Annotated in this window: 17 protein-coding genes; 6 read left to right on the top strand and 11 right to left on the bottom strand. The window is 71.9% G+C overall.

Annotated elements, in window-relative coordinates; genetic code table 11:
* Positions 1-175: 175 nt before the first annotated feature.
* Complete coding sequence (locus EXU48_RS20975; RefSeq protein WP_407938765.1) at positions 176-1,912, bottom strand: IlvD/Edd family dehydratase; 1,737 nt, start codon at positions 1,910-1,912, stop codon at positions 176-178.
* A 151-nt stretch (positions 1,913-2,063) separates the two neighbouring features.
* Here EXU48_RS20975 and EXU48_RS20970 point away from each other — a divergent pair, with 151 nt between their 5' ends.
* The 3 genes from EXU48_RS20970 (at position 2,064) to EXU48_RS20960 (ending at position 5,610) form a co-directional block, all read left to right on the top strand.
* Positions 2,064-3,071, top strand: a complete 1,008-nt coding sequence (locus EXU48_RS20970) for a zinc-dependent alcohol dehydrogenase (RefSeq protein WP_133109645.1) — start codon at positions 2,064-2,066, stop codon at positions 3,069-3,071.
* A 128-nt stretch (positions 3,072-3,199) separates the two neighbouring features.
* On the top strand, positions 3,200-4,243 hold the full coding sequence (locus EXU48_RS20965; RefSeq protein ID WP_133109644.1) for a LacI family DNA-binding transcriptional regulator: 1,044 nt from the start codon (positions 3,200-3,202) through the stop codon (positions 4,241-4,243).
* A 59-nt stretch (positions 4,244-4,302) separates the two neighbouring features.
* On the top strand, positions 4,303-5,610 hold the full coding sequence (locus EXU48_RS20960; RefSeq protein ID WP_133109643.1) for a polysaccharide pyruvyl transferase family protein: 1,308 nt from the start codon (positions 4,303-4,305) through the stop codon (positions 5,608-5,610).
* A gap of 50 nt (positions 5,611-5,660) precedes the next feature.
* Here the strand turns inward: EXU48_RS20960 and EXU48_RS20955 are convergent, their stop codons facing one another.
* Complete coding sequence (locus EXU48_RS20955) at positions 5,661-6,929, bottom strand: alpha-hydroxy acid oxidase (protein ID WP_133109642.1); 1,269 nt, start codon at positions 6,927-6,929, stop codon at positions 5,661-5,663.
* Between the two features lie 278 nt (positions 6,930-7,207).
* Here EXU48_RS20955 and EXU48_RS20950 point away from each other — a divergent pair, with 278 nt between their 5' ends.
* Positions 7,208-8,068, top strand: a complete 861-nt coding sequence (locus EXU48_RS20950; RefSeq protein WP_133109641.1) for a MurR/RpiR family transcriptional regulator — start codon at positions 7,208-7,210, stop codon at positions 8,066-8,068.
* Positions 8,069-8,074: 6 nt separating this feature from the next.
* Entirely contained in the window at positions 8,075-9,298 is a 1,224-nt protein-coding gene (locus EXU48_RS20945; RefSeq protein WP_133109640.1) for a serine hydrolase domain-containing protein, read from the top strand.
* Here the strand turns inward: EXU48_RS20945 and murQ are convergent.
* Positions 9,289-10,215, bottom strand: coding sequence for an N-acetylmuramic acid 6-phosphate etherase (gene murQ / locus EXU48_RS20940; RefSeq protein WP_133109639.1), 927 nt, complete (start codon positions 10,213-10,215; stop codon positions 9,289-9,291). The genes EXU48_RS20945 and murQ overlap by 10 nt on opposite strands.
* A 115-nt stretch (positions 10,216-10,330) precedes the next feature.
* Between murQ and EXU48_RS20935 the strand changes: the two genes are divergently transcribed.
* Positions 10,331-11,839 (top strand): glycoside hydrolase family 3 N-terminal domain-containing protein, encoded by a 1,509-nt coding sequence (locus EXU48_RS20935; RefSeq protein ID WP_133109638.1) that lies wholly within the window; start codon positions 10,331-10,333, stop codon positions 11,837-11,839.
* A gap of 17 nt (positions 11,840-11,856) precedes the next feature.
* Here EXU48_RS20935 and EXU48_RS20930 read toward each other — a convergent pair whose 3' ends face one another.
* The 8 genes from EXU48_RS20930 to EXU48_RS20895 all read right to left on the bottom strand — a co-directional run bounded on the left by EXU48_RS20930 (position 11,857) and on the right by EXU48_RS20895 (position 22,257).
* On the bottom strand, positions 11,857-12,708 hold the full coding sequence (locus EXU48_RS20930; RefSeq protein ID WP_133109637.1) for an ABC transporter ATP-binding protein: 852 nt from the start codon (positions 12,706-12,708) through the stop codon (positions 11,857-11,859).
* Positions 12,705-14,594 carry a dipeptide/oligopeptide/nickel ABC transporter permease/ATP-binding protein gene (locus EXU48_RS20925; protein ID WP_133109636.1) on the bottom strand — a complete coding sequence of 630 codons (1,890 nt, stop codon included), beginning with the start codon at positions 14,592-14,594 and terminating at the stop codon, positions 12,705-12,707. The genes EXU48_RS20930 and EXU48_RS20925 overlap by 4 nt, the downstream gene beginning before the upstream one ends.
* A gap of 2 nt (positions 14,595-14,596) precedes the next feature.
* Entirely contained in the window at positions 14,597-15,574 is a 978-nt protein-coding gene (locus tag EXU48_RS20920) for an ABC transporter permease (protein WP_133109635.1), read from the bottom strand.
* Between the two features lie 76 nt (positions 15,575-15,650).
* Complete coding sequence (locus EXU48_RS20915) at positions 15,651-17,312, bottom strand: ABC transporter substrate-binding protein (protein WP_133109634.1); 1,662 nt, start codon at positions 17,310-17,312, stop codon at positions 15,651-15,653.
* Between the two features lie 42 nt (positions 17,313-17,354).
* Complete coding sequence (locus EXU48_RS20910; RefSeq protein WP_133109633.1) at positions 17,355-18,311, bottom strand: GNAT family N-acetyltransferase; 957 nt, start codon at positions 18,309-18,311, stop codon at positions 17,355-17,357.
* Between the two features lie 81 nt (positions 18,312-18,392).
* Positions 18,393-19,088 (bottom strand): PIG-L deacetylase family protein, encoded by a 696-nt coding sequence (locus EXU48_RS20905; RefSeq protein ID WP_133109632.1) that lies wholly within the window; start codon positions 19,086-19,088, stop codon positions 18,393-18,395.
* A 40-nt stretch (positions 19,089-19,128) separates the two neighbouring features.
* On the bottom strand, positions 19,129-20,286 hold the full coding sequence (locus EXU48_RS20900; RefSeq protein ID WP_165962932.1) for an exo-beta-N-acetylmuramidase NamZ family protein: 1,158 nt from the start codon (positions 20,284-20,286) through the stop codon (positions 19,129-19,131).
* A 156-nt stretch (positions 20,287-20,442) separates the two neighbouring features.
* The gene (locus tag EXU48_RS20895) at positions 20,443-22,257 is read right to left on the bottom strand and encodes a beta-L-arabinofuranosidase domain-containing protein (RefSeq protein ID WP_133109630.1); all 1,815 of its coding nucleotides are present in this window, start codon (positions 22,255-22,257) and stop codon (positions 20,443-20,445) included.
* Position 22,258: the final 1 nt, after the last annotated feature.

Genomic DNA, 22,258 nt, shown 5'->3' with positions numbered 1-22,258 from the left:
GCCCGGCCGGCGCGGCCCGCCGACACCGCGACTCCGGCCTCGAATCAGTCCTCGGGCAGGGACTGATTCGAGGGCTTGGCGGCTGACTCGACGCGTGGCGGCCGATCCCGACACCCGGTGCCGTCACCGGGTGCCGGTGGTCGCGGCGAGCTGCGACACGGCGGCCGGCGGGACCTCAGTGGGACTCGCGGCTCACCTCGTGACCGCTCGCGCCGACCAGGATGTCCAGGTCCGCGCCCGAGTCCGCCTGCAGCACGTGGTCGACGTACAGCCGCTCCCAGCCACGGGTCGGCGCCGCGAACCCGGCCACCGTCGCCTCGTTCGGGACCCGCGCCGCGAGCTCCTCGTCCGGGACGTCCAGGTCGAGGCGCCGGCCGGCCACGTCGAGCACGATCGTGTCGCCGGTGCGGACCAGGGCGAGCGGCCCACCGGCCGCGGCCTCGGGCGAGACGTGCAGCACCACGGTGCCGTACGCCGTCCCGCTCATCCGGCCGTCACAGATGCGCACCATGTCCCGCACACCCAGCTCCACCAGGCGCTTGGGGATCGGCATGTTCGCGACCTCCGGCATGCCCGGGTAGCCCTTCGGTCCGCAGCCGCGCAGCACCAGCACGCTCGAGCCGTCGACCTCCAGGTCCGGGTCGTCGATCCGGGCGTGGAAATCCTCGATCGAGTCGAACACAACCGCCTTGCCGCGGTGCTGCAGGAGTTCGGGCGTGGCCGCGGCGGGCTTGATGATCGCGCCGCCCGGGGCGAGGTTGCCGCGCAGCACCGCGATGCCGGCCTCGGTCAGCACCGGGGCCTCGCGCACCCGGATCACCTCCGGGTCCCAGATCGGCACGTCGTCGAGGTGGTCGACCAGGCGGGTTCCGTCCACGGTGAGCGCGGTCGGGTCGAGGAGGTCCCGCACCTGGGCCAGCACGGCGTGCAGCCCGCCGGCGCGGTAGAGGTCGTCCATGAGGAACCGCCCGGCCGGCTGCAGGTCGACGAGCAGCGGGACGTGGGAGCCGATCCGGTCGAAGTCGTCGAGGGTCACGTCGATGCCGAGGCGGCCCGCGATCGCGAGCAGGTGCACGACGGCGTTGGTCGAGCCCCCGATGGCGGCGAGCGTGACGATGGCGTTGTGGAAGGAGGCCCTGGTCAGCACCTGCGCGGGTCCGCGTTCTGCTCCGACCATCTCGACGATGAGCCGGCCGGTCGCGTGGGAGCCCTCGAGCAGCCGGCTGTCCGGGGCCGGGGTGCCGGCCAGCCCGGGCAGGACCATGCCGAGCGCCTCGGCCAGCAACCCCATCGTGGACGCGGTGCCCATCGTGTTGCAGTGCCCGCGGGAGCGGATCATCGCCGACTCCGACCGGGTGAACTGCTCGGCCGGCAGCGTGCCGGCCCGGACCTCCTCCGACAGCCGCCACACGTCGGTGCCACAGCCCAGCGCGACGCCCTGGAACGTGCCGGTCAGCATCGGCCCGCCCGGCACCACCACGGCCGGCAGGCCGACCGAGGCCGCGCCCATGAGCAGCGCGGGGATCGTCTTGTCGCAGCCGCCGAGCAGCACCACGCCGTCGATCGGGTTGCCGCGGATCATCTCCTCGATGCTCATCGCGGCCATGTTCCGCCAGAGCATGGCGGTGGGCCGCAGCTGGGTCTCGCCGAGGGAGACCACCGGCATGTTCAGCGGGACGCCGCCGGCCTCGAGCACACCGTCCCGCACGCTCGAGGCGACCTCGTTCAGGTGGGAGTTGCAGGGGGCCAGGTCGGAGGCGGTGTTCGCGATCGCGATGTGCGGCTTGTGCCCCTCGAACGCGTCCGCGGGCACGCCGCGGCGCATCCAGGCCCGGTGGATGTAGGCGTCCCGCCCCTGCCCCGCGTACCACTGCTGACTGCGCAACTCACGGCTCTGCTCGGTCACTCTCACTCCTCCGATTGCGGCGCCGCGGGCCCTAGGGTGGGTTCGCACGCGCACCTGCCCCTCCACCTGCGAGGAACGATTCGACGATGACTCCGTTGGCCGCCAGCCTAGTCAGCCCGGGGCGCCCCGCGGCACGCCCGGCCGGACCGGTCCCGGCGTGAGGGCGGTGCTGCTGACCGGCCCGCGCTCGGCTCAGGTCGCGGACGTCGCGGCGCCCGAGCCGGGACCCGGGCAGGTGGTCGTGGACGTGAGCCGGGTCGGCGTCTGCGGCACCGACGTCGAGTTGTTCACGGGCGAGATGAGTTACCTGGCCGACGGTCAGGCGGCCTACCCGTTGCGGCCCGGCCACGAGTGGTGCGGCACGGTCAGTGCGGTGGGCGACGGCGTCGATCCGGCCTGGGTGGGTCGGCGCACCACGGGCGACACGATGCTCGGCTGCGGCCACTGCCGCCGGTGCCTGGCCGGCCGGCACCACGTGTGCGCGGACCGGTACGAGATCGGCATCCGCGGCGGCTGGCACGGAGCCCTCGCCGAGCAATTGCTGGTGCCCGGGTCGGCGCTGCACGCCCTGCCGGAATCCCTGGACGACACGGCCGGGGCGATGGTGGAGCCCGGCGGGAACGCGGTGCGGGCCCTGAGGGCCGCGAACGTCGGCCCGGGCGACCGCCTGCTCGTGGTCGGGCCCGGCACGATCGGGCTGCTCACGGCCCTGTTCGCCCAGGCGGCCGGCGCGCAGGCGCACCTGCTCGGGCCGGACGAGCAGTCCCTGGAGTTCGCCCGCTCCCTCGGCCTGACGCACGCCTGGACCGAGGCGACGCTCCCCGACGAACCGTGGGACGCCGTCGTCGATGCCTCCACCGGTGCTGGCGTGCCGGCCCGGGCCGTCGACCTCGTCGAACCCGCCGGCCGGGTCGTGTACATCGGCATCGCGGAGACCCCGAGCCCGATCGACAGCCGGTCACTGGTGTTCCGGGACGTGACCGCGGTCGGCATCCTGGGCGCGTCCGCGGGCCTGGCGGACGCGATCGGCGCGTACGCCGCCGGTCTCGTGGATCCTCGACCGCTGGTGGCCGCCACCGTCCCCCTCGCCGAGGCCGCCGCTGTGCTCGACGGCGCTCGGCCCGGCGGCCGCGGACCGAAGGTCCACATCGACCCGCGGCTCTGATCCTCCCGGCTCCACCCACCCGGGGGCGTGAATCGTTACACTCGGTCTGGGCAGGGCAGCCGCGGTTTCGTCCGGGGGACGCAGGGGAGTGACCCGGCCCGATCGTGCTCAGACCCGCGAGGAGAATCATGACGGCGACCCAACCCGGCCCGGTGCGCAACGGCAAGCGCCCGAGCGTCACGGACGTGGCCAGACTCGCCGGCGTCTCGGTGGGCACGGTGTCGAACGTGCTGAACCGGCCGGCGAACGTCGCGCCGAGCACCCGGGCCAAGGTCGAGGCCGCGATCAAGGAACTCTCGTTCGTGCGCAACGCCTCCGCGCGCCAGCTGCGCAGCGGCGAGCTGAACACCGTCGGAGCCGTGGTGCTCGACATCGCGAACCCGTTCTTCACCGAGATGGCCCGCGGCATCGAGGACCGCCTGGCGCAGGACGAGTACACGCTGATGCTGTGCAGCTCGGACGAGAACCCGGAGCGGGAGGGCCGGTATCTGCGCCTGTTCGAGGAGCACGGCGTGCGCGGCGTGATCGCCACCCCCTCGGAGGGCAGCCTGGACACCCTCCTGGCGATGCGTGGGCGCGGCATCGACGTGGTGCTCCTCGACCACACCTCGCCCCTGCCGGACCTGCCGTCGGTCGCCGTCGATGACGTCGGCGGCGGGGCCCTGGCCACTGAGCACCTGCTCGCGCAGGGTCACACCCGGCTGGCCTTCCTGAACGGGCCGCTGACCCTGCGCCAGTGCGCGGACCGGCGCGAGGGAGTGCTGCAGACGCTCGCCGCGCACGGCCTGGACCCGGCGGAGGCGCTCGTCGAGATCCCGCTCGAGGCACTCAACGCCGACGGCGGGGACGAGGGGATGCGCCGGCTCCTCGCTAGCGCCGGGCCCGTCCCGAGCGCCGCGTTCTGCGTGAACGACGTGACCGCACTCGGGGCGCTGCGAGCGCTGCGGGACCTGGGCGTCTCGGTGCCGGGCGAGATGGCCGTGGTGGGCTACGACGACGTCATGTTCGCGAACATGCTCGCTACGCCGCTCACGTCGGTGCGTCAGCCGATGTACAAGATGGGCTGGACGGCCGCGGACATGCTGCTGCGTCGGGGCGCCGAGGGTGCGGCCGCCGAGCAGGTGGAGTTCGAGCCGGAACTCGTGGTCCGGGCCTCCAGCATCAGCGGCTGAGCAGCGGGGCGGCCCGATCCGGGCGAATCCCCCGTCAGTGAAGGCGCTATGCTGCCGGCATGACTGGTGATGCAACGATGCTTCAAGACACTCCTGCCGAGACCGAGGGAGCCGGAACGATCCTGCTCCGGTCCTCCTGGCAGACCATCAACATCGGGGACGTGGCCCACACGCCGGGCGCGATCACGGCGCTGCTCGGTGCCGGCGCGAGCCGGATCATCCTGTGGCCCGGCAGCCTGGGCGACCGGGAGCAGGCCATGCTCGCCGACCGGTTCCCCGACCTCGAGTTCGCCTACGGCGACATCGGCCCCGACGGTCGCCCGGACACCCCGGAGCTGGCGCGCGCGTTCGACGAGGCGGACCTGTTCATCCACGGCAGCGCGGCCGGCATGGGCTCGAGGCCCGGACTGAACGCCTGGCGCCCCTCCGGCAAGCCGTACGGATTCTTCGGCATCACCTTCGACCCGCTCGGCAACTTCATGCCGTTCCAGCTCCCCGACGCCCGCCGGGTGGTCGGCGCGATCGCCCCCGGCCACCTCGACGACGAGGCCCGCGAGATCCTCGACGGCGCCGCGTTCGTGTTCTGCCGGGACACCATCTCGCTGGCCTACCTCCAGGGTCAGGGCGTCCGCGCCGAGATCCTCGAGCCGGGCCCGGACGCCACGTTCGCGTTCGACATCCGCGACGAGGCCGGCGCCGACGCGGTGCTCGCCGACCACGGCCTGGAGCCCGGCTTCCTCGTCGCCGTGCCCCGGCTGCGGTACACGCCGTACGCGCACCTCCGGAACCTGCCGGTCACCGCCGCCGATCTGACCAAGGACGCCGTGAACGAGGCGTTCACCCCGCGCGACCTGGCCGTCCTGACCGAGACCATCGCCTGGTGGGTCCGGACCACGGGCCGGCAGGTGCTCATCGCGCCCGAGATGAGCTACGCCGTCGACCTCATCGCCGAGTACTGGCCGGCCACCCTGCCGCGCGACGTCCGCGACCGGGTCGCGATCGTGGACGGCTTCTGGGACCTGCCCACGGCGACCGCCACGTACGCGCGAGCGGCCGCCGTCGTCAGCATCGAGTGCCACTCCCCGATCCTGGCCACCACGGCGGGCACGCCCGGCACCTACCTGCGCCAGCCGACCGACACGGTCAAGGGCGCGATGTACGCGGACCTGGGCGGGACGCACATGGTCAACGAGATCGACGACGGCGCAGCCGGAGTCATCGAGCGGCTCGCCCGGGTGGTCGCGGACCCGGGCGCGGCCCGCGCCGCCGCGGAGCGCGTGCACGCCGAGGCGCTGCGCCGGCTCTCGCGGATGGGACGGGCGGCGGTGGCGGCGAGCCGGGTCGGCCGAGCCAGCCGGGTCGGCTGAGTCCGCGGGTGGCCCCGGGGTGTTCGGGGTCGCCCGTCCCGGCCGTGCGGTCAGCCGACCGGGCGGTCGCTCTCGGCGCGGATCTGCCGCTGCAGGGGTGCCAGCCGGCTCAGCTGGGTCACGTGCTGCGGTCCCAGCTCGTCCAGCGAGGCGACCCCGAGCAGACGCATGGTGCGGCCGATCTCCGCGGTGAGGATGGCGATCATCCGGTCCACGCCCTCGCGGCCACCGGCCATCAGCCCGTACAGGTAGGCACGGCCGACGAGCGTGAAGTCGGCGCCGAGGGCGATGGCGGCGACGACGTCCGCGCCGCTCATGATCCCGGTGTCCAGCACGATCTCGAGGTCGTTCCCGACTTCGCGGGCGACCTCGGGCAACAGGTGGAACGGGATCGGGGCGCGGTCGAGCTGGCGGCCGCCGTGGTTGGACAGCACGATGCCGTCCACGCCGAGGTCGGCGACCCGCTTCGCGTCCTCGAGCGTCTGGATGCCCTTGACCACGACCTTGCCGGGCCACTGCTCGGAGACCCAGCGCAGGTCGTCGAAGTCGACGGTCGGGTCGAACATCGTGTTCAGCAGGTCGGCGACGGTGCCGGACCAGCGGTCGAGGGAGGCGAACGCGAGCGGTTCGGTGGTGAGGAAGTCGATCCACCACTGCGGCCGCGGGATCGCGTTCAGCACGGTCCGCGGGGTCAGCGAGGGCGGGATGGTCATCCCGTTGCGGGTGTCCCGCAGCCGGGCGCCGGCGACGGGGACGTCCACGGTGACCAGGAGCGTGTCGAACCCGGCCTTCGCGGCCCGGTCCACCAGGGCCATCGACCGGTCCCGGTCCTTCCACATGTACAGCTGGAACCAGTTCCGCCCGCCGGGGTTCGCGGCGGCCACGTCCTCGATGGAGGCGGTGCCCATGGTGGACAGCGAGAACGGGATCCCCGCGGCACCGGCCGCCCCGGCGCCGGCGATCTCGCCCTCGGTCTGCATCATCCGGGTGAACCCGGTGGGGGCGATCCCGAACGGCAGCGCGACCGGCCCGCCGAGCACGGTCGCGGAGGTGTCCACCTGCGCGACGTCGCGCAGGATCGCGGGGTGGAACTCGATGTCCTCGAACGCCTGCCGCGCACGGGCCAGTGACAGCTCCTTCTCGGCGGCACCCTCGGTGTAGTCGAACGCGGCCCGCGGCGTGCGCCGCTTGGCGATCGCGCGCAGGTCCTCGACGTTGAGCGCGGCATCGAGGCGGCGCTTACGGCCGTTCAGCTCCGGTGCCTTGAACTGCATCAGCGGCGCGAGGTCGCGCACCTTCGGGACTCGACGCTGAACCATCCGGGGGAACTCTCCAGTCTCATCAAGCGGGGCGGCGATCAGCCACCCCGCGATGGTAGCGGACACGTGACGTCGATTGTATCGTTTCAGAGCGGCGACCGAGTTCTCAGACCCACGCAGTCGGACACGTGGTCCTGCCTCGGGCGCGCGGTTCTGCACCGGCTCGACGGCCCGTCGCAAACGAGCACCGGGATCTGGACCGGCTCGGTAAAGTGCTTGCGTCGGAGCGGCCGGTGGCGCCCGACCCGAGAGACAGCACCCGTCGTCGAAGGGCTCACGTGAGCATCCAGTCCCAGATCCAGGCGAAGCGTGACACCCTGGCGCCCTCGATGCGCCGGGTGGCGGACGCGATCCTGGCCGACCCGCGGCTGGTGCTGGAGGAGACGATCTCCGAATTGGCGCGCAAGTGCTCGACGTCGGAGACCACGATCGTCAGGTTCTGCCGGACGCTGGGCCTGGCCGGATACGTCCAGCTCCGGATCGCACTCGCCACCGAGGTGGGCCGCGAGGGCGCACGACGAGGCCCGGTGGCCGCGTACGGTTCGGACATCTCGGCGGGCAGCACGCTCGAGGAGGTGGTGGCGAGTATCGGGTTCACCGAGAACCTGTGCATCGAGGAGACCATCAACAACCTGGACGTGGCCGAGCTCGGCCGGGTCGTGGACGCGATCGACTCCGCCGCGCGGATCTCCGTCTACGGCGTCAGCGGAAGCGGCTGGAGCGCGGCGGACCTGCATCGCAAACTGTTCCGGATCGGTCGGGTCGCCTACTCCTTCCCGGACGGGCACGACGCCGTCACCTCGCTCGGCCTGATGGGCGCGGGTGACGTGGCGGTCGGCTTCTCGCACCGGGGCACGACGGCCGAGGTGGTGCGGTTCCTGGAGTCCGCCCGCGAGCGCGGGGTGACCGCGGTGGCGATCACGAACGTGGCCGGCTCACCCGTGGCCCGGGCCGCGGACCTGGTGCTGCGCACCACGGTCCGAGAGTCACCGTTGCGGTCCGGGTCGATGGCCTCGCGGACGGCCCAGCTGCTGATCGTGGACTGTATCTTCGTGGCGGTCGCGCAGCGCCGGATGGCCGAGACGGTCGACGCCCTGCGCGACACCCATGACGCGGTCGCCCTGTTCCGGGACAACTGACGACGAATGACCGACCAGCCGACGACCGAGGGCACCGGGGCGAGACCCGTGACCGGCCGGAACGACCACGAGCCCACGTCCACGGCCGGAACCGGGCTCGACCAGGAGCTGACGGCCGCCCTGCAGGGCCTGCTCGACGCGAGCACCCGTAGCGCCGCCTCCGGCCCGGCCCCGGTCGGAGCCGGCGACCCCGTCCCCGGCACCGCAGGAGCGGATGCCGTGATCGCCCACCGCGGGCGGGTGGTCGCCCGCGCGCAGGCCGGGTACGCCACCCTCTTCGCGGCCGACGGCGCCCTGCTCCCGGCCGCGGACCGGCGCGCGCTGCCGTTGGCGCCGGTGTTCGACCTCGCGTCGCTGACGAAGATCCTGACCACCGTCACCGCACTGGTCCAGGTGGACGCGGGCGTCCTCGACCTCGACCGCCCGGTGACCGACGCCCTCCCCGAGTTCGCCGTCGACCGCGCCCACCACCAGGTGACCGCCCGGCACCTGCTCACCCACACCTCCGGCCTGCCGCCGGTGCTGCGGCTGTGGGAGGTCCCCGGCACCCGGGAGGACCGCGCCCGGCTGGTGCTGGGCACCGGGCTGCGGTCCGAACCGGGTGCGAGCCACGCCTACTCGTGCGTGGGCTTCATGGTGCTCGGTCTCCTGCTCGAACACCTGACCGCGCGCGACCTACCCACGCTCCTGCGGGACACCGTCACCGGGCCGCTGGCGATGTCGAGCACCGGCTACGACCCCAGCGGTGCCGGCGAGTCGGTGGTGCCGACCGAGTACCAGTCCGCCCCGGACCGCGGGCTCGTGCGGGGCGTCGTCCACGACGAGGCGGCCTGGAGTCTTGGCGGCTCCGGGAACGCCGGCGCGTTCGGCACCGCCCCGGATCTGATCCGGTTCGCGGCCGCCCTGCGTCCGGACCGACCGGGACTGCTGCGCGAGGACTCCCTGGCACTGCTCCGCCGGGACGTCCTCCCCGCGGCCGAGCGGGACCGGGTGGGGTACGGGCAGGCGCTCGGCATGCGCCTCGGCGACGCCACGTTCATGGGTACCGCAGATCCGGCGGTGATCGGCCACACCGGGTTCACCGGCACCTCGCTGGTGATCGACACCGAGGCGGACCTGACGGTGGTACTGCTGACCAACCGTGTCCAGCCGGACCGGAGCGCGTTCGACGCCGGTCCGCTACGACGCGCCGTGACCGGCCTGGCCCGCCGCCACCTCGCTCAGGCCTGAGCGTCCAGAACGCCGCCGAGCCGGCCACCGGCCCCGGCGAGGAGCCGCTCGGCGGCGTCCCGATCCACCCCGCGGGCCAGCATGATCGCGGCCACCGGGACCCGAAGACCGGACTCCGTCAGGGCCCGTGCCGCGGCCTGGGGGTCCGCACCCGTGATGGTCGCGACCAGGCGCTCGGCCCGCTCCCGAAGCTTGACGTTGCTGACGGACAGATCGACCATCAGGTTCCCGTAGGTCTTCCCGAGCCTGATCATCACGCCGGTCGAGATCATGTTCAGCACCTGCTTCGTCGCGGAGCCGGCCTTCAGGCGGGTCGAGCCGGCGATGACCTCGGGCCCCACCTCGACCTCGATCGGCAGGTCCACGGCAGCCCCGAGCGCGGAGCCGGTGTTGCAGGCCAGGCCCACGGTCAGGGCACCGGCGGCGCGCGCGGCCCGGATCCCGCCGAGCACGAACGGGGTGCGGCCGCTCGCGGCGATCCCGACGACCGTGTCGACGGCGGCGACCCCGAGGCGGCCGATGTCGGCGGCACCTAGGTCGGCGGAGTCCTCAGCCCCCTCCACGGACTCGAACATGGCACCACGTCCTCCGGCGATCACCCCCACGACCTGGTCCGGGTCGGTGTGGAACGTCGGGGGACACTCCGAGGCGTCCACCACCCCCAACCGACCCGAGGTGCCGGCTCCGAGGTAGATCAGCCGCCCTCCGGCCTCCATCCGGGCCGCGACCGCGTCGACGACCCTCGCAATCTGGGGCAGCACGGCTCGCACCGCCGCCGGCACCCCGGCCTCCGCCTCGTTCATCGCGCGGAGCGCGTCCAGGGTCGGGACCACGTCCAGTCGCCGATACCTCGCGTCGATCCGCTCGGTCTCGAGTGCGCCGGTCCCGTCGCCCGGGACGGGTTGGGACTCAGCCACCGCGTACCTCGCCTTCCTGAATCGACCATGCCAAGTAAACCAGCAACATCACGTCGGAGAAAACTATTGACGCGAATTCCTTGCTGTCCGCCAATGATTGACGCACGATGAGGTCATGGCGGAACACCGCGGCATCGACCGCTCGCTCGAGTCCCTCGCCCACGCCGTGCTCTGGCCGGGATTCGCGGGCACCCGGGCACCCGACTGGTTGTTGCGGGCCCGCGCCGCCGGAACGCCGGGCGCCCTGCTGTTCGCCCACAACGTCGAGCCCGACGACCCCGGCCAGGTGGCACGTCTCGTCGGCGAACTGGGTCCCACGGACGGTCTCGTCGGAGTGGACGAGGAGGGTGGCCTGGTGACCCGCCTGCACGCCCGGGACGGCTCGCCGAGCCCTGGCCACGCCGCGCTGGGCCGCCACGACGTCGAGTCGGACACGGAGGCCGTTGCCGAGCAGATCGGCGGCGAACTGGCCCGCCACGGCATCGCCCTCGACCTGGCCCCCGTCGCCGACGTGAACAACAACCCCGCGAACCCGGTGATCGGCAGTCGTTCCTTCGGGGCCGATCCCGGACTGGTGGCGCGGCACACGGCCGCCTACGTGCGAGGACTGCAGCGCGCCGGCACCGCGGCGTGCGCGAAGCACTTCCCCGGCCATGGCGATACCACCACCGACTCCCACCTCGGCGTGAGCCGGATGGAGGTGAGCGCCGAGGAACTCGAGCAGATCCACCTCGCTCCGTTCCGGGCCGCGATCGAGGCCGGGGTCCGGGCCGTGCTGACGGCTCACATCATCGTGCCCGTGCTCGGTCCGGAACCGGCGACGGTGAACCCACGGGCGCTGTCGATCCTGCGCGGGATGGGCTTCGACGGCCTGATCGTCTCCGACGCCGTGGAGATGGAGGCCATTGCGGGCACCCTCGGTCTCGGGCCGGGCGCCGTCGCCGCCCTCGCCGCCGGCGTGGACCTCGTCTGCCTCGGCAACCAGGGGGCGGATCCCCGCACGCCAGGTGACCCGCACCCGGACGAGTCGGCCTACGTCCGGGTGCACACCGCAGTCGTCGACGCCCTCCGCTCCGGGACGCTGCCGACCGAGCGGCTCGAGGAAGCCGTCGAGCGGATCGCGTCCCTGCGCGCCTGGGTCACCGCCCAGCGCGGCGCCCGGGTCCCCGATGGGTCGGCGTCGCGCATCCCGACCGCCGCTGCGACGCGGGCGGCCGCCGGTGCCTGCGACGTCCGCGGGGACGTCCGTCTGCGCGGCGACGAACCGGTCACCGTGATCGACGCCCGGGTGCTGCGCAATCGCGCGGCCGGGCGTGAGGCGGACCTGGTCGGCGTGGCGCTCGCCGCTCGCACGCCGATCGTCCACCGCCGGTTCGACGCCGGCGACATCGCCGACCTGCTGCCCGGCCCGCGCAGCGGCGAGGTCGTGCTGGTCGTCGACCAGCCGCACCTCGCCGCGGCCGAGCGCGATGCGCTCGCCGAGGTCATGGCCCGACACCGGGACACCGTGGTGGTGCGTGTGGGTTGGCCCGGCGACCTCGACGTGGACGTGCCGCGTCTGGTCACGACGTACGGCTCGAGCGCGGTGAGCGCGGCCGCCGTGGCCGATCTCCTGCTGTGGTGAGACCGCCACCGGCGGCCTCACCCGGCCAGACGCCGTCGGGGGTTCGGCGCGGCGGCGAGCAACCGCCGCGTGTACTCGTGGGCGGGGTCGTGGATCACCTGGTCGCTCGGCCCCCGCTCCACGACCTTGCCGTGGTACATGACCAGGGTCTCGGCGGAGTAGGCACGGGCGGAACCCAGGTCGTGGGTGATGTACAGGACGGCGAGTTCCTCGGTCCGGCGCAACTGGTCCAGGAGGTCGAGCATCCCCTTGCGGATCGTCACGTCGAGCATCGAGACCGGTTCATCCGCGAGCAGCACCTTCGGTTCGGCGGCGAGCGCACGTGCGAACGAGATCCGCTGCCGTTCCCCGCCCGAGAGTTCGTGCGGGAACCGGTGCAGGTACAGCTCGGCCGGACCCAGCTCCACCTTCCGGAGCAGCGCGAGGCTGCGCTCGGTCACGTCGTCGGCACTCATCGGACCGCCGTGGATGCGCAGCGCCCGGCCCAGTGTGTAACTGACCCGGTGCAGGGGATTCAGTGAGGCGAACGGATCCTGCAGGGTCATCTGCACGGTGCCGGTGTAGCGGATGAAGGCACGCCCGCGCGTGGCCGCCACCGGCGCACCGTTCAGCAGGATCTCCCCGGACGTCAGCGGCACCAGTTGCGCGAGCAGGCGGCCGACCGTGCTCTTGCCGGAGCCGCTCTGGCCCACGAGCGCGGTCACCTGGCCCGCACGCAGTTCCAGGGAGACGTCGTCGACGGCCCGGAAGTACTCCCGGCCGAACACCCCGGCCCGCTTGTTCGTGCGGAAGTCCTTGACCAGGTTCCGGGCTTCGAGGACCACGCGCCCGTTTCCGGGGCCGACTGGATCCGTCACGTCGGAACTCATACCAGTGCTCCCATGTCTGCGAGTGAGGCGAGCAGCGCCCGCGTGTAGGGGTGGCGAGGTTCGGCGTACACCTCGAGCGCCGGACCGTACTCGACCAGCCGGCCACGCTGCATCACGGCGATGCTGTCCGAGACCTCCAGCAGCAGGGACAGGTCGTGCGTGGTGAAGATGATCGCGAAGCCGTACTCGTCCCGCAGGGCCATGACCTGGTCGAGCACCTCGCGCTGGATCAGCAGGTCGAGCGCCGTGGTCGGCTCGTCCATGACGATCACGTCCGGCTCGAGCACGAGGGCGATGGCGATGGCGACCCGCTGCTTCATCCCGCCGGAGAGCTCGTGCGGGTAGGCCGACACCCGGCCGGGGTCGATCCCGACCTTCTCGAGCATGGTCCGGGCCAGCGCCTCCCGCTCGCGGGCGGGCATGGTGGGCCGGTGCACGCGGAGCACGTCGTCGAACTGGGCCCCGACACTGGTCACGGCGTTCAGCGCGTTCATCGCACTCTGGAACACGATGGCGAGCTCGTCCCAGCGGTAGGCGCGTAGCTCCTCCGTGGAGAGCCCGAGCAGGTCGATGGCTTCGACCTCGGCTTCCGAGCCGCCGGTCGTCGGCCCGCTCGGGCGCCCACGCGCGGACCGGTGGTAGGTGATCGATCCCCCGGTCACCTGAGCCGGGTTGCGGAGCAGCCGGGTGATCGCGTTCGTGAGCGTGGACTTGCCGCTGCCGGACTCCCCCGCGAGGCCGAGGAGCTCGCCGCGGTGCAGGGTGATCGAGACGTCGTCGACGGCGTGCACCACCTGGTCCGCGCCCGGATAGTCGACCTTGAGGTGACGGACCTCGATGATCGGCTTGCCGGGCACGTCGAGCTCTCGGATCTGGGGTGGCGCCGGTGCGGCGCCGGCCGGCACGGACCCGACCGTCTCGTCCGGGGCGTCGTCGTGCAGGATCGTCGCCACGCCGGGCGTCTCGGCACCGGAGGCGGCGGCCGAGGCGCCGGCGGTGCTGAGGGCGGCCGCGTGCGGCCCACGGGACCGCACGGCCCGGGCCCGGCTCCTACCGGTGCGCAGCCGCGGGTTGGAGTACTCGTCGATCCCGAAGTTGATCAGGGCCAGACCGGCCCCGAGAACGGCGATCGCCAGGCCCGGGGGCACGAACCACCACCAGGCGCCGTACAGGAACGCCTGCGCGCTCTGGGCGAAGTAGAGCATCGAGCCCCAGCTCGTGGTCGTCAGCGAGCCGAGGCCGAGGAAGGACAACCCGGCCTCGGCCAGCACCGCCCCGATCACCGAGAACAGGAATCCGGAGGCGATCAGCGGCAACGCGTTCGGCATGATCTCGGAGAACACGATCCGGGTGCGCGACTCGCCCGTGGCGCGGGCCGCCTCGACGAACTCACGTCGTCGCAGCGACATGGTCTGGGCCCGCAGCACCCGGGCCGAACCGGCCCAGGACGTGATCGCGATGACGAACGCGACCGAGACCATCCCCCGGGAGGGCAGGTAGCCGGTGAGCACGATCAGCAGCGGCATCCCGGGAACCACCAGGAACACGGCCGTCAGGATGTAGAGCAGGTCGTCCGAGAGCCCGCGGAAGTAGCCCCCGATCACGCCGACCAGGACCGAGACGATCTGCGACAGGATCCCAGCGACCAGGCCGACCCCGAGCGAGATCCGGGCCCCGTACACGAACTGGGCGAAGACGTCCTGACCGGTCTGGGTGGTGCCGAGCCAGTGCGTGCCGGACGGCGGCTGGAGCAGATCGGTACCGCTGGCCTGCGGCGAGTAGCTCGTCAGGAGCGGCCCGAAGACGGCCAGCAGCACGAAGAAGACGGCGATGATCAGCCCCGCGCGGACCTTCCCGGAGGTCGGCAGGAATCGTGAGAGTCTCATGGTCAGCCTTCCTGGCGGGTGCGGGGGTCGAGGAACACGTAGATGACGTCCGCCACGAGGTTCGCGACGATCACCGCCAGCGAGATGATCAGGAAGAGTCCCTGCATCAGCGGGAAGTCCTGGTTCTGGACCGCCTCGAACAGGGTGTACCCCACCCCCGGGTAGTTGAAGATGACCTCGGTCAGCATGGATCCACCGACGACGGCGCCGAGGGACAGCGCGAACCCGGTCACCGAGGGCAGGATCGCGTTCCGGGCCGCGTAGTTGACCAGCACCATCCGCTTCGGCAGCCCCTTCGCCTCCGCCATCGTCACGTAGTCCTCACCCAGGACGGTCACCGTCATGTTCCGCATGCTCAGCACCCACCCGGCGAAGGACGCCAGGATGATCGTGACCGCCGGCAGGAAGGCGTGGTAGAGCACCGAGGAGATGAACTCCCAGTCCCACCCCGGTGTCAGGCCGGGCTCGTAGGCCTGCGAGACGGGGAACCAGCCCAGGTTCACCGAGAGGACCAGGACCAGGATGAGCGCCATCCAGAAGTACGGGACGGCGTTCAGGAAGGTGAGGGCCGGCAGCAGGTGGTCGGTCCAGGAGCCGCGGCGCCAGGCGAGCACCACACCGAGGCCGGTGCCGACCAGGAAGCTGATCACGGTGGTGATCCCGACCAGGCCGATCGTCCACGGCAACGCCCCCATCACGATCTCGGAGACCGGGACCGGGAAGAAGCCGATCGAGAGGCCCAGGTCACCCGCCGCGAGCGACGCGAGATAGTCCCGGTACTGCTGCAGCAACGGCGCGTCGGTGAGTCCGTAGCTCTCCGCGATCGCCTCCATGGCGGCCGGGTCGATCCGGCCCTGGAGCCGTTCGACGAGCAGCGCGACGGGATCGCCCGGCATCAGCCGTGGGATCAGGAAGTTCATGGTGAGCGCAGCCCAGGCGATGAACACGTACAACATCACCTTGCGCAGGAGGTACTTCACGCGGGACAACCTCTCGGGTCGGATGCGGCCACGCGGGCACCGGGGCGGGCGCCGCCCGTCCCGGTGCCCGGCGCGGTCAGCCTGCGGGCGTCAGGTTCGTGACCACGAGCAGGTTGTCGGGGAACTGGTACGGCGCACCCAGGGCGTAGGGGTCCTCCTCGGTCGGGAAGCCCTCCCAACGCACGGTGTTGTACTGGAACCAGTTCGGGGACTGGAGCATCGCGATCACCGGGAGCTCCTCGACCATGATCCGCTCGAGCCCGTCGAAGGCCGCCTGCTGCTGCGCCGGGTCGATCGTGCTCGCGAAGGACTCCAACAGGGCGTCCGCGTCCTCGTCGTAGAAACGGTTGTAGTTCGAGACGACGGTCTCGCCCGGACCGGTCCGGTACTCCGAGCTCATCATGGAACGGAACAGGGTGTACGGCGTGAGCCCCATCGACACCGAGGCGATGGTCATCTGGTAGTTGCCGGAGTTGCGGGCCTCGAGCCAGGCCTCGAACGAGACCCCCTGGGGCTCGACGACCACGCCGATCTGCGCCAGTTGCTCCTGGAGCAGTCCGCTTATCGTCACCCAGTCCACATAGCTCGACGGGATCTGCAGCGCGTAGGACATCTGCTCACCGTCCGGGGTGGTGCGCACCCCGTCGCTGCCCAGCGGGTAGCCGGCCTCGTCGAGGATCGCGTTCGCCTCGTCGACGTCATAGCTGAACTCCGCGTCGGCGTACTCCTCGCTCATCACCGACTCGTAGGCCGGCAACGGCAGCCCGGTGGGGTGGGCCGGCGGGGTGTACCCCTGCATGGCGACCTCGGACAGCTGGTTGCGGTCGATGCCGGCGCTGAGCGCCCGGCGAACCTCGACGTCGTCGAACGGGGCGGTCTGGGTGTTCACGAGCAGGTTGACGAGCCCGTCCCCGGGGTACCAGTAGGACCGGTGGTCCGGGTCGCCCGAGATGTAGATCTGGTCGATGTTGGCGACGAACCCGCCGGACCAGTCGAACTCGCCGGCCTGCAGTGAGCTGTTGAACGTCTGGTCGGTGGACGCCGGGTACCGGACCTGCTCGACCTGGACCTCGTCGGCGTTCCAGTAGGCCTCGTTCGCACCCAGTGTGTAGAGCTGCTGCCCGAACTGTTCGAGCACGAACGGCCCGGTGGCCACCGGTTCCTCGTTCTGGAACTCGATCGGGTCGACACCCGAGAACACGTGCTCGGGGACCATGACGGTGTTCGCGATGGAGGACTGGAATGCGAACGCGACGCTGTTGAAGGTCACCTCCACGGTGCGAGCGTCCACGGCGACCGCGTCGGCGAGGTCGAGCGCCCCGGCGTTCGCCGCCGGGTTGTCGCGCATCAGGTTGAAGGTGAAGGCGACGTCGTCGGCGTCGAACGCCTCGCCGTCGGACCAGGTGACGCCCTCTTGGAGCACGAACGTGACGACCGTGCCGTCCTCGTTGAACTCCATCGACTCGGCGAGCCAGGGCTGGGTCTCGCCGGGGACCATCGCGGTGGCGACCATGAGCGGCTCGTAGAGCATGCCCTTGGTGCCCTGCAGCGCGGTCGGGGAGAACGGGTTGAAGTTCTGCTGGTAGGTGTTCGCCGTGTTGGCGTGGATCGTGAGCGGCTGGACGGCGCCGGCGTCGGCGCCGGAGTCACCGTCGCCGTCGCCGCCGGTACAGGCCGACAATGCCAGGGCACCGGCCGTCAGCACGGCGGCCAGTCGGATGAACCTCGGGGTTCTCATGTGGTGACCTTTCGATGGGGTGGAGCAGGGGATGGACGGGGCTCAGTGGTCCAGGTCGGCGCGGAGCACGTCGAAGCGCCGGGTGACCCGGAAGCCGGACCGGAGGTAGAGGTGCCCGGCGGGTGAGTTCTCACCGGTCCACAGGAACCAGGCGCTCTGGGCACCTTCGGCGCGCATCCGGGTGAGGGTCTCGTGCAGCAGGATCTTGCCCAGACCGGTGCCGCGGCAGGTCTCGTCCACGCCGTAGGGCCCGAACCGTTCCCGCAGGCCGCGGTAGGCGCCGTAGGTGGCGAACCCGACGACGGAGCCCTCGGGGTGGCGCGCCAGGAGCACCCGGTCGATCCGGCCGTGCTGCAGGACCGAGTCCCGGACCGCCTCACCCCAGTCCGGTGCCAGCCGCTGCGCGGCGAAGGAGATCACCTCGGGCAGATCGTCCGGCCCGGCGGTCGCGAAAGAATAGCCCTCCGCGACCCGGGCGGCACGCAGGTCCCGCACCTCGGCGGGGGTCGCGTATTCGGCCAGATCGAGGCTCATCGCCGCGGCCGTGTACAGCCGCCGGAAGCCGGCCCGCTCGAACAGCCGGGCGGCGTCCGGATAGGCCGCCGAGTCCAGGCCGGGCACGAAGTAGGCGAGCGGGTAGGCCGCGAAGTTGACCCAGTGCGCACCCTTGCCGGCGAGGAACGCGCCGGCCCGCCGCACCAGTTCGGTCCCGATGCCCTGGCCGCGGGCTTCGGGGTGCACGCAGCCGATCGTGATCCAGCCGCCGTCGGGATCGGGGCCTATCCCCCGGCCGGCGCGCACCGCGTAGACGAAACCGTGCGGGCGTCCCGTCTCCGGGTCCACGGCGACGATCAGCCCGTCCGGGTCGAAGTTCGGGTCGAGCAGGACGGTGTCGGTGAACCAGTCCTCACTGACCGCATCGCGTGGCATCGCGAGGGCGGTGAGCTCGGCGAGCCGGGCGGCATCGCCGGGCCGGTGCGCACGATAGGAGACCTGCAAGGGAATGACCTTTCCGATCTGTTCGATGGTGCTGATTGACGGTGCCAGGGCGGCCGGCGCCTCCCGACGTCGGCGGGCGACTCAGTCCAGGGGTGACATCCCCCGAGTCGGCCCTGAGGAGAGGGCGACGGCGTGGGGCACGCCGGCAAGGCAGCCCCGCGTGACCATCTGGGCCGTGTAGAAGTCGATGTAGCGGAACCCGTAGGTCTCGCCGCGTGCGAACGCCTGGCCGCCGATCGCCTCGGTCCAGCGCCGGTGCGCCTCGGCCGAGATCTCGATGAACAGGTCGGCGTCGAAACCGGTCGCGTCTTCCCAGTTCTCCGTGAACAGCAGGCGCCCGACGCCGTGGCGCTCGGTCTCGTCCTTCCAGCCGGGCAGGCCGGCGAGGAAGCGGGCCCGCTCGGCGAGGATCGACGCGTTCTCGTGGTCGGTGTGGATGCTGCGCCGCCAGTGGGCGAGCAACGTGGCGGGCCTGACCTCACGGATCAGGTCCGCGAGACGTTCGGCGACCAGGTCGTCGGTGGTCAGGAACCCGTCGGAGATGTCGTCGAAGACCACCACCTCCGCCCCGATCCCGGCCGCGAACGCCTGCGCCTCGGCGATCTTCTGGTCGCGATAGTCATCGGCAGACATCCTGGGGTGCCCGCGCTCGCCCGGGGTGAGCGCCACGAGCACCGAACGTCCGCCGTCGAGCACGTTCTGCGCGAGCAGTGGCCCGGCGGCCAGGTCCATGTCGCCGATGTGACCGCCCACGGCCATGATCGTCTGTGGAGACAACGGTTCGTCCTTCGTTCGTTCGGGTCTTGGCACGTGCCGGTCAGGTGTAGAGGAGCGCGTCCGCCGGCACGGTGGGCGTCGGCGGGCCGTCGTCGAGGATCGCGTCCGTGTCCGCGCCGCGGTCGACGCCCTCACGCAGGGCCGGCGAGCCCCAGAGGAGATCGATGAACGGCGGGCGCCCCGGGTGCGCAGGCAGCCAGATCGATTCCCCGGGGTGCAGTTCCGTGACCGTCTGGAGCACGGCCACGCCGGTGGCGATCGGGTCGAATGCGCCGAGGTCACTCAGGTGCAGTTGGGCGCCGTGCACCACGTCGCCGTGCCATTTGCTGAACGTGGGGCGGAAGACGGCCTCGCGGAAGGCGACGCCGGGCAGGTCCCGCTCGGTCAGGGCAGCCGCCAGGCGTCCGTCGGTCCACGAGGCACCGAACAACTCGAACGGCTTCGTCGTACCGCGGCCCTCCGAGAGCACGGTTCCCTCCAGCAGGCCGATCGCGGGGAACACGGTGGCGGTGTCGAGCGTGGGCATGTTCGGTGAGGGCATCACCCAGGCGCGCCCCGGATCCTGGCGCTGCCGGCCCCAGCCGGCGAGTTCGATCACCTCGAGGTCGGCGGGGCCACCGACGGCTTCGGGCACGTGGACGGCGTTGAACCAGCGCGCGAGCTCGCCGAGGGTGAGTCCGTGCTGGAGCGGGATCGAGACCCGACCCACGAAGCTCGAGCAGGACGCCGCGAGGCCGGGCCCGGTGCGGACCAGGCCGCCCAGCGGGTTCGGCCGGTCGAGCACCACGACGCGGATCCCGGTGCGCGCCGCGGAACAGAGCAGGTCGAAGAGCGTCCAGGTGTAGGTGTAGAACCGAACACCGATGTCCTGGAAGTCCACGAGGATCTGAGCCACGCCGGACCCGCGCAGCAGCGCGTCCAGCCGCTCGCCGTCCGAGCGGTAGGTGTCCAGGACCGGCAGCCCGGTGGCGACGTCGACGCCGTCGCCCTCGCTCTCACCCGCCTGTACCGCCCCCCAGTAGCCGTGCTCGGGCGTGAAGATCGTGGTCAGCGGCACGCCCGCAGCCAGGAGCGCGTCGACACCGCGCTGCAGGTCCGCCGTCACGGACGTGTAGTTCGCGCAGAGTCCGGTGGGGCCGTCGCCGATCAGGCCGGGCTCGGCGATCGCTCTGCTCAGGCCCGTTCGGACCCGTGCCACATCGTCCACCTGGACCACTGGCCGTTCCCCCACTCGTCATCGACTGATGTAAGTACGCTACACAGATCGTCAGACTAGGGTCAATCAGTTACGTCGAGGTTCGCGCGGTTGCCCGCCGGGCCGCACCGGGTGGACCGGGGTCCGGAGGGCGTGCGTTCAGACGATCCGCGGGTCGTCGAGGTCGAAGTACACCCGGTGCGGCGTGCGCTCGGCGATCTCGGACAGGGGACGCAGGTCGCCGAGCGGCAGCCGCGCGGTGCCGACGCCGACCGGCCGGTAGCGCGGACCGTCGCCGTTCCCGGCGTCCTGCCGCACGAGCGCCTCGTCGAGGTCGACCATCTCCCACGGCGTCGGCAGGGAGATCGGCATGGTCCAGTCCGCCTTCTGCGCCAGCACCACCGGGCCGTGCGCGAAGGCGACCCGGTTCGGGTGCCGGTCGTCGACCGGGAGCACCCGCAGGCCGGCGCCGAGGGTGACCTCGACGACGTCGCCGTCGGCCCAGTCCCGGTCGATGACCAGCCACTGGCCCGGCGTCGCCACAGTCGGCACAGTCGGCACAGTCTCGCCGTTCACCGCCGTCCGGAACCCGTTGCTCCAGGAGGGGACGCGCAGCCGCAGCGCGAGTCGTCCCGCGCCGCGCAGGACCAGCCGTGCGGTGTCGGTCCGTGGGAAGTCGGTCTCCTGGGTGAGGCCGAACTCGCGGCCGTCGTGCTCCCACGAGACGGACGACGGCACGTAGAGCAGCACGGCCAGGCCGTCCTCGCTCGCGTGGTAGACGAAGTCGGGCAGGTCCGCCACGCACTGGAGGTAGGTACCGGAGCAGCACGGCCAGTCGTCCCAGTGGGGCAGCTTGGTGGCGGTCCCGAGCCGGTAGTCCTGGTAGTACGGGCTCCGACCGCCGGGCCGGACCGGCGTCACCGCGCCCACGCCGGAGTACAGGAGCTGCTCCACCCAGTCGCCGTAGCGGGCCTCCCCCGTGAACCGCAGCAGGGCCGCGCAGACCTTCAGGGCCGCCCACGACCCGCAGACGATCTCGGCGGTGTCGGTGCGCCACTCCAGGCTGCGCCCGAGCGAGCCGTCCTCCGGAAGCGTGAACTCGCTGGGACCGAAGCCGCCGGTCGCGTAGGTCTGGGTCGCGGTGAAGTAGGTGTGCGCGTTGCGCACGATCTGCAGGTACCGGTGCTGTCCGGTCGCCTCGTACGCGGCGGCGGCCGAGGCGAAGGTGTTCAGGTGCGAGTAGGCGTGCAGCCAGGTGGGCACGGGCCACGGCCGCCCCGGTCCCGGTTCCTCCAGGAAGCGGTCCCAGTAGGCGTCGTAGTGCCACAGCCGCGCGAAGTCCCCGACCCGGTCGCCGGCGCCGGCCAGCCAGGCGCGATGGAGGTTCTCGGCGAGGGTGTACCACTCGATGGTGCGGGCATGACCGGTCGGCCCGATGTGGCCGCCCGCGAAGTTGTGGGCCGACGGCGTCGGGCGGGCCCGGTCGAACGTCCGCTCGGCCCACGGCACGGTCCGTTCCAGCAGCGTCAGCGCGCCCTCGTGCCCGGCGAACGTGTACGTATCGACGAGCCCGCACAGGAGCTTCTCGTAGCCGTAGAGGGACATCCGGGTGTCGCCATCGACGCCGACCGTGGCCGCGAAACCGTCGACCAGCTCGACCGCCCGCTCGCGCGCCGCCCGGTTGCCCGTCGTGGCGCCCAGGCGGGCGAGCCCGCTGACCCACTGCCCGAATGTCGGCTCCGACGTCACCGAGGACCAGCCGGTCATCGGCGTGCCCGGCGACACCAGCCCGGCCGCCACCCGGAAGCCGTGCAGGACGTCGTCCGGTTCCATGGCGAGGTAGGTCGCCGTGGCGTCGGCGATGCGCTCGGCGAGCGGGCCGCCGTCGATCCGGACCCGCCCCTCGTGCCCGAGCGACCGCAACACCTGCGGCGCCCGGGCGCGGCCGTTCGGTCCGTGGGTGACCTGTGCCAAC

The organism is Occultella glacieicola (assembly GCF_004353825.1).
Classification (GTDB): domain Bacteria; phylum Actinomycetota; class Actinomycetes; order Actinomycetales; family Beutenbergiaceae; genus Occultella; species Occultella glacieicola.
Note: the sequence above shows the minus strand (reverse complement) of the source record. Positions and strands in the feature narration are given on the sequence as shown.

Excerpts from the sequence above, each read along its gene's own strand:
- EXU48_RS20965 (WP_133109644.1), top strand. The coding sequence starts at position 3,200 with ATGACGGCGACCCAACCCGGCCCGGTGCGCAACGGCAAGCGCCCGAGC.
- EXU48_RS20960 (WP_133109643.1), top strand. The coding sequence starts at position 4,303 with ATGACTGGTGATGCAACGATGCTTCAAGACACTCCTGCCGAGACCGAG.
- EXU48_RS20955 (WP_133109642.1), bottom strand. The coding sequence starts at position 6,929 with ATGGTTCAGCGTCGAGTCCCGAAGGTGCGCGACCTCGCGCCGCTGATG.
- EXU48_RS20945 (WP_133109640.1), top strand. The coding sequence starts at position 8,075 with ATGACCGACCAGCCGACGACCGAGGGCACCGGGGCGAGACCCGTGACC.
- EXU48_RS20935 (WP_133109638.1), top strand. The coding sequence starts at position 10,331 with ATGGCGGAACACCGCGGCATCGACCGCTCGCTCGAGTCCCTCGCCCAC.
- EXU48_RS20930 (WP_133109637.1), bottom strand. The coding sequence starts at position 12,708 with ATGAGTTCCGACGTGACGGATCCAGTCGGCCCCGGAAACGGGCGCGTG.
- EXU48_RS20925 (WP_133109636.1), bottom strand. The coding sequence starts at position 14,594 with ATGAGACTCTCACGATTCCTGCCGACCTCCGGGAAGGTCCGCGCGGGG.
- EXU48_RS20915 (WP_133109634.1), bottom strand. The coding sequence starts at position 17,312 with ATGAGAACCCCGAGGTTCATCCGACTGGCCGCCGTGCTGACGGCCGGT.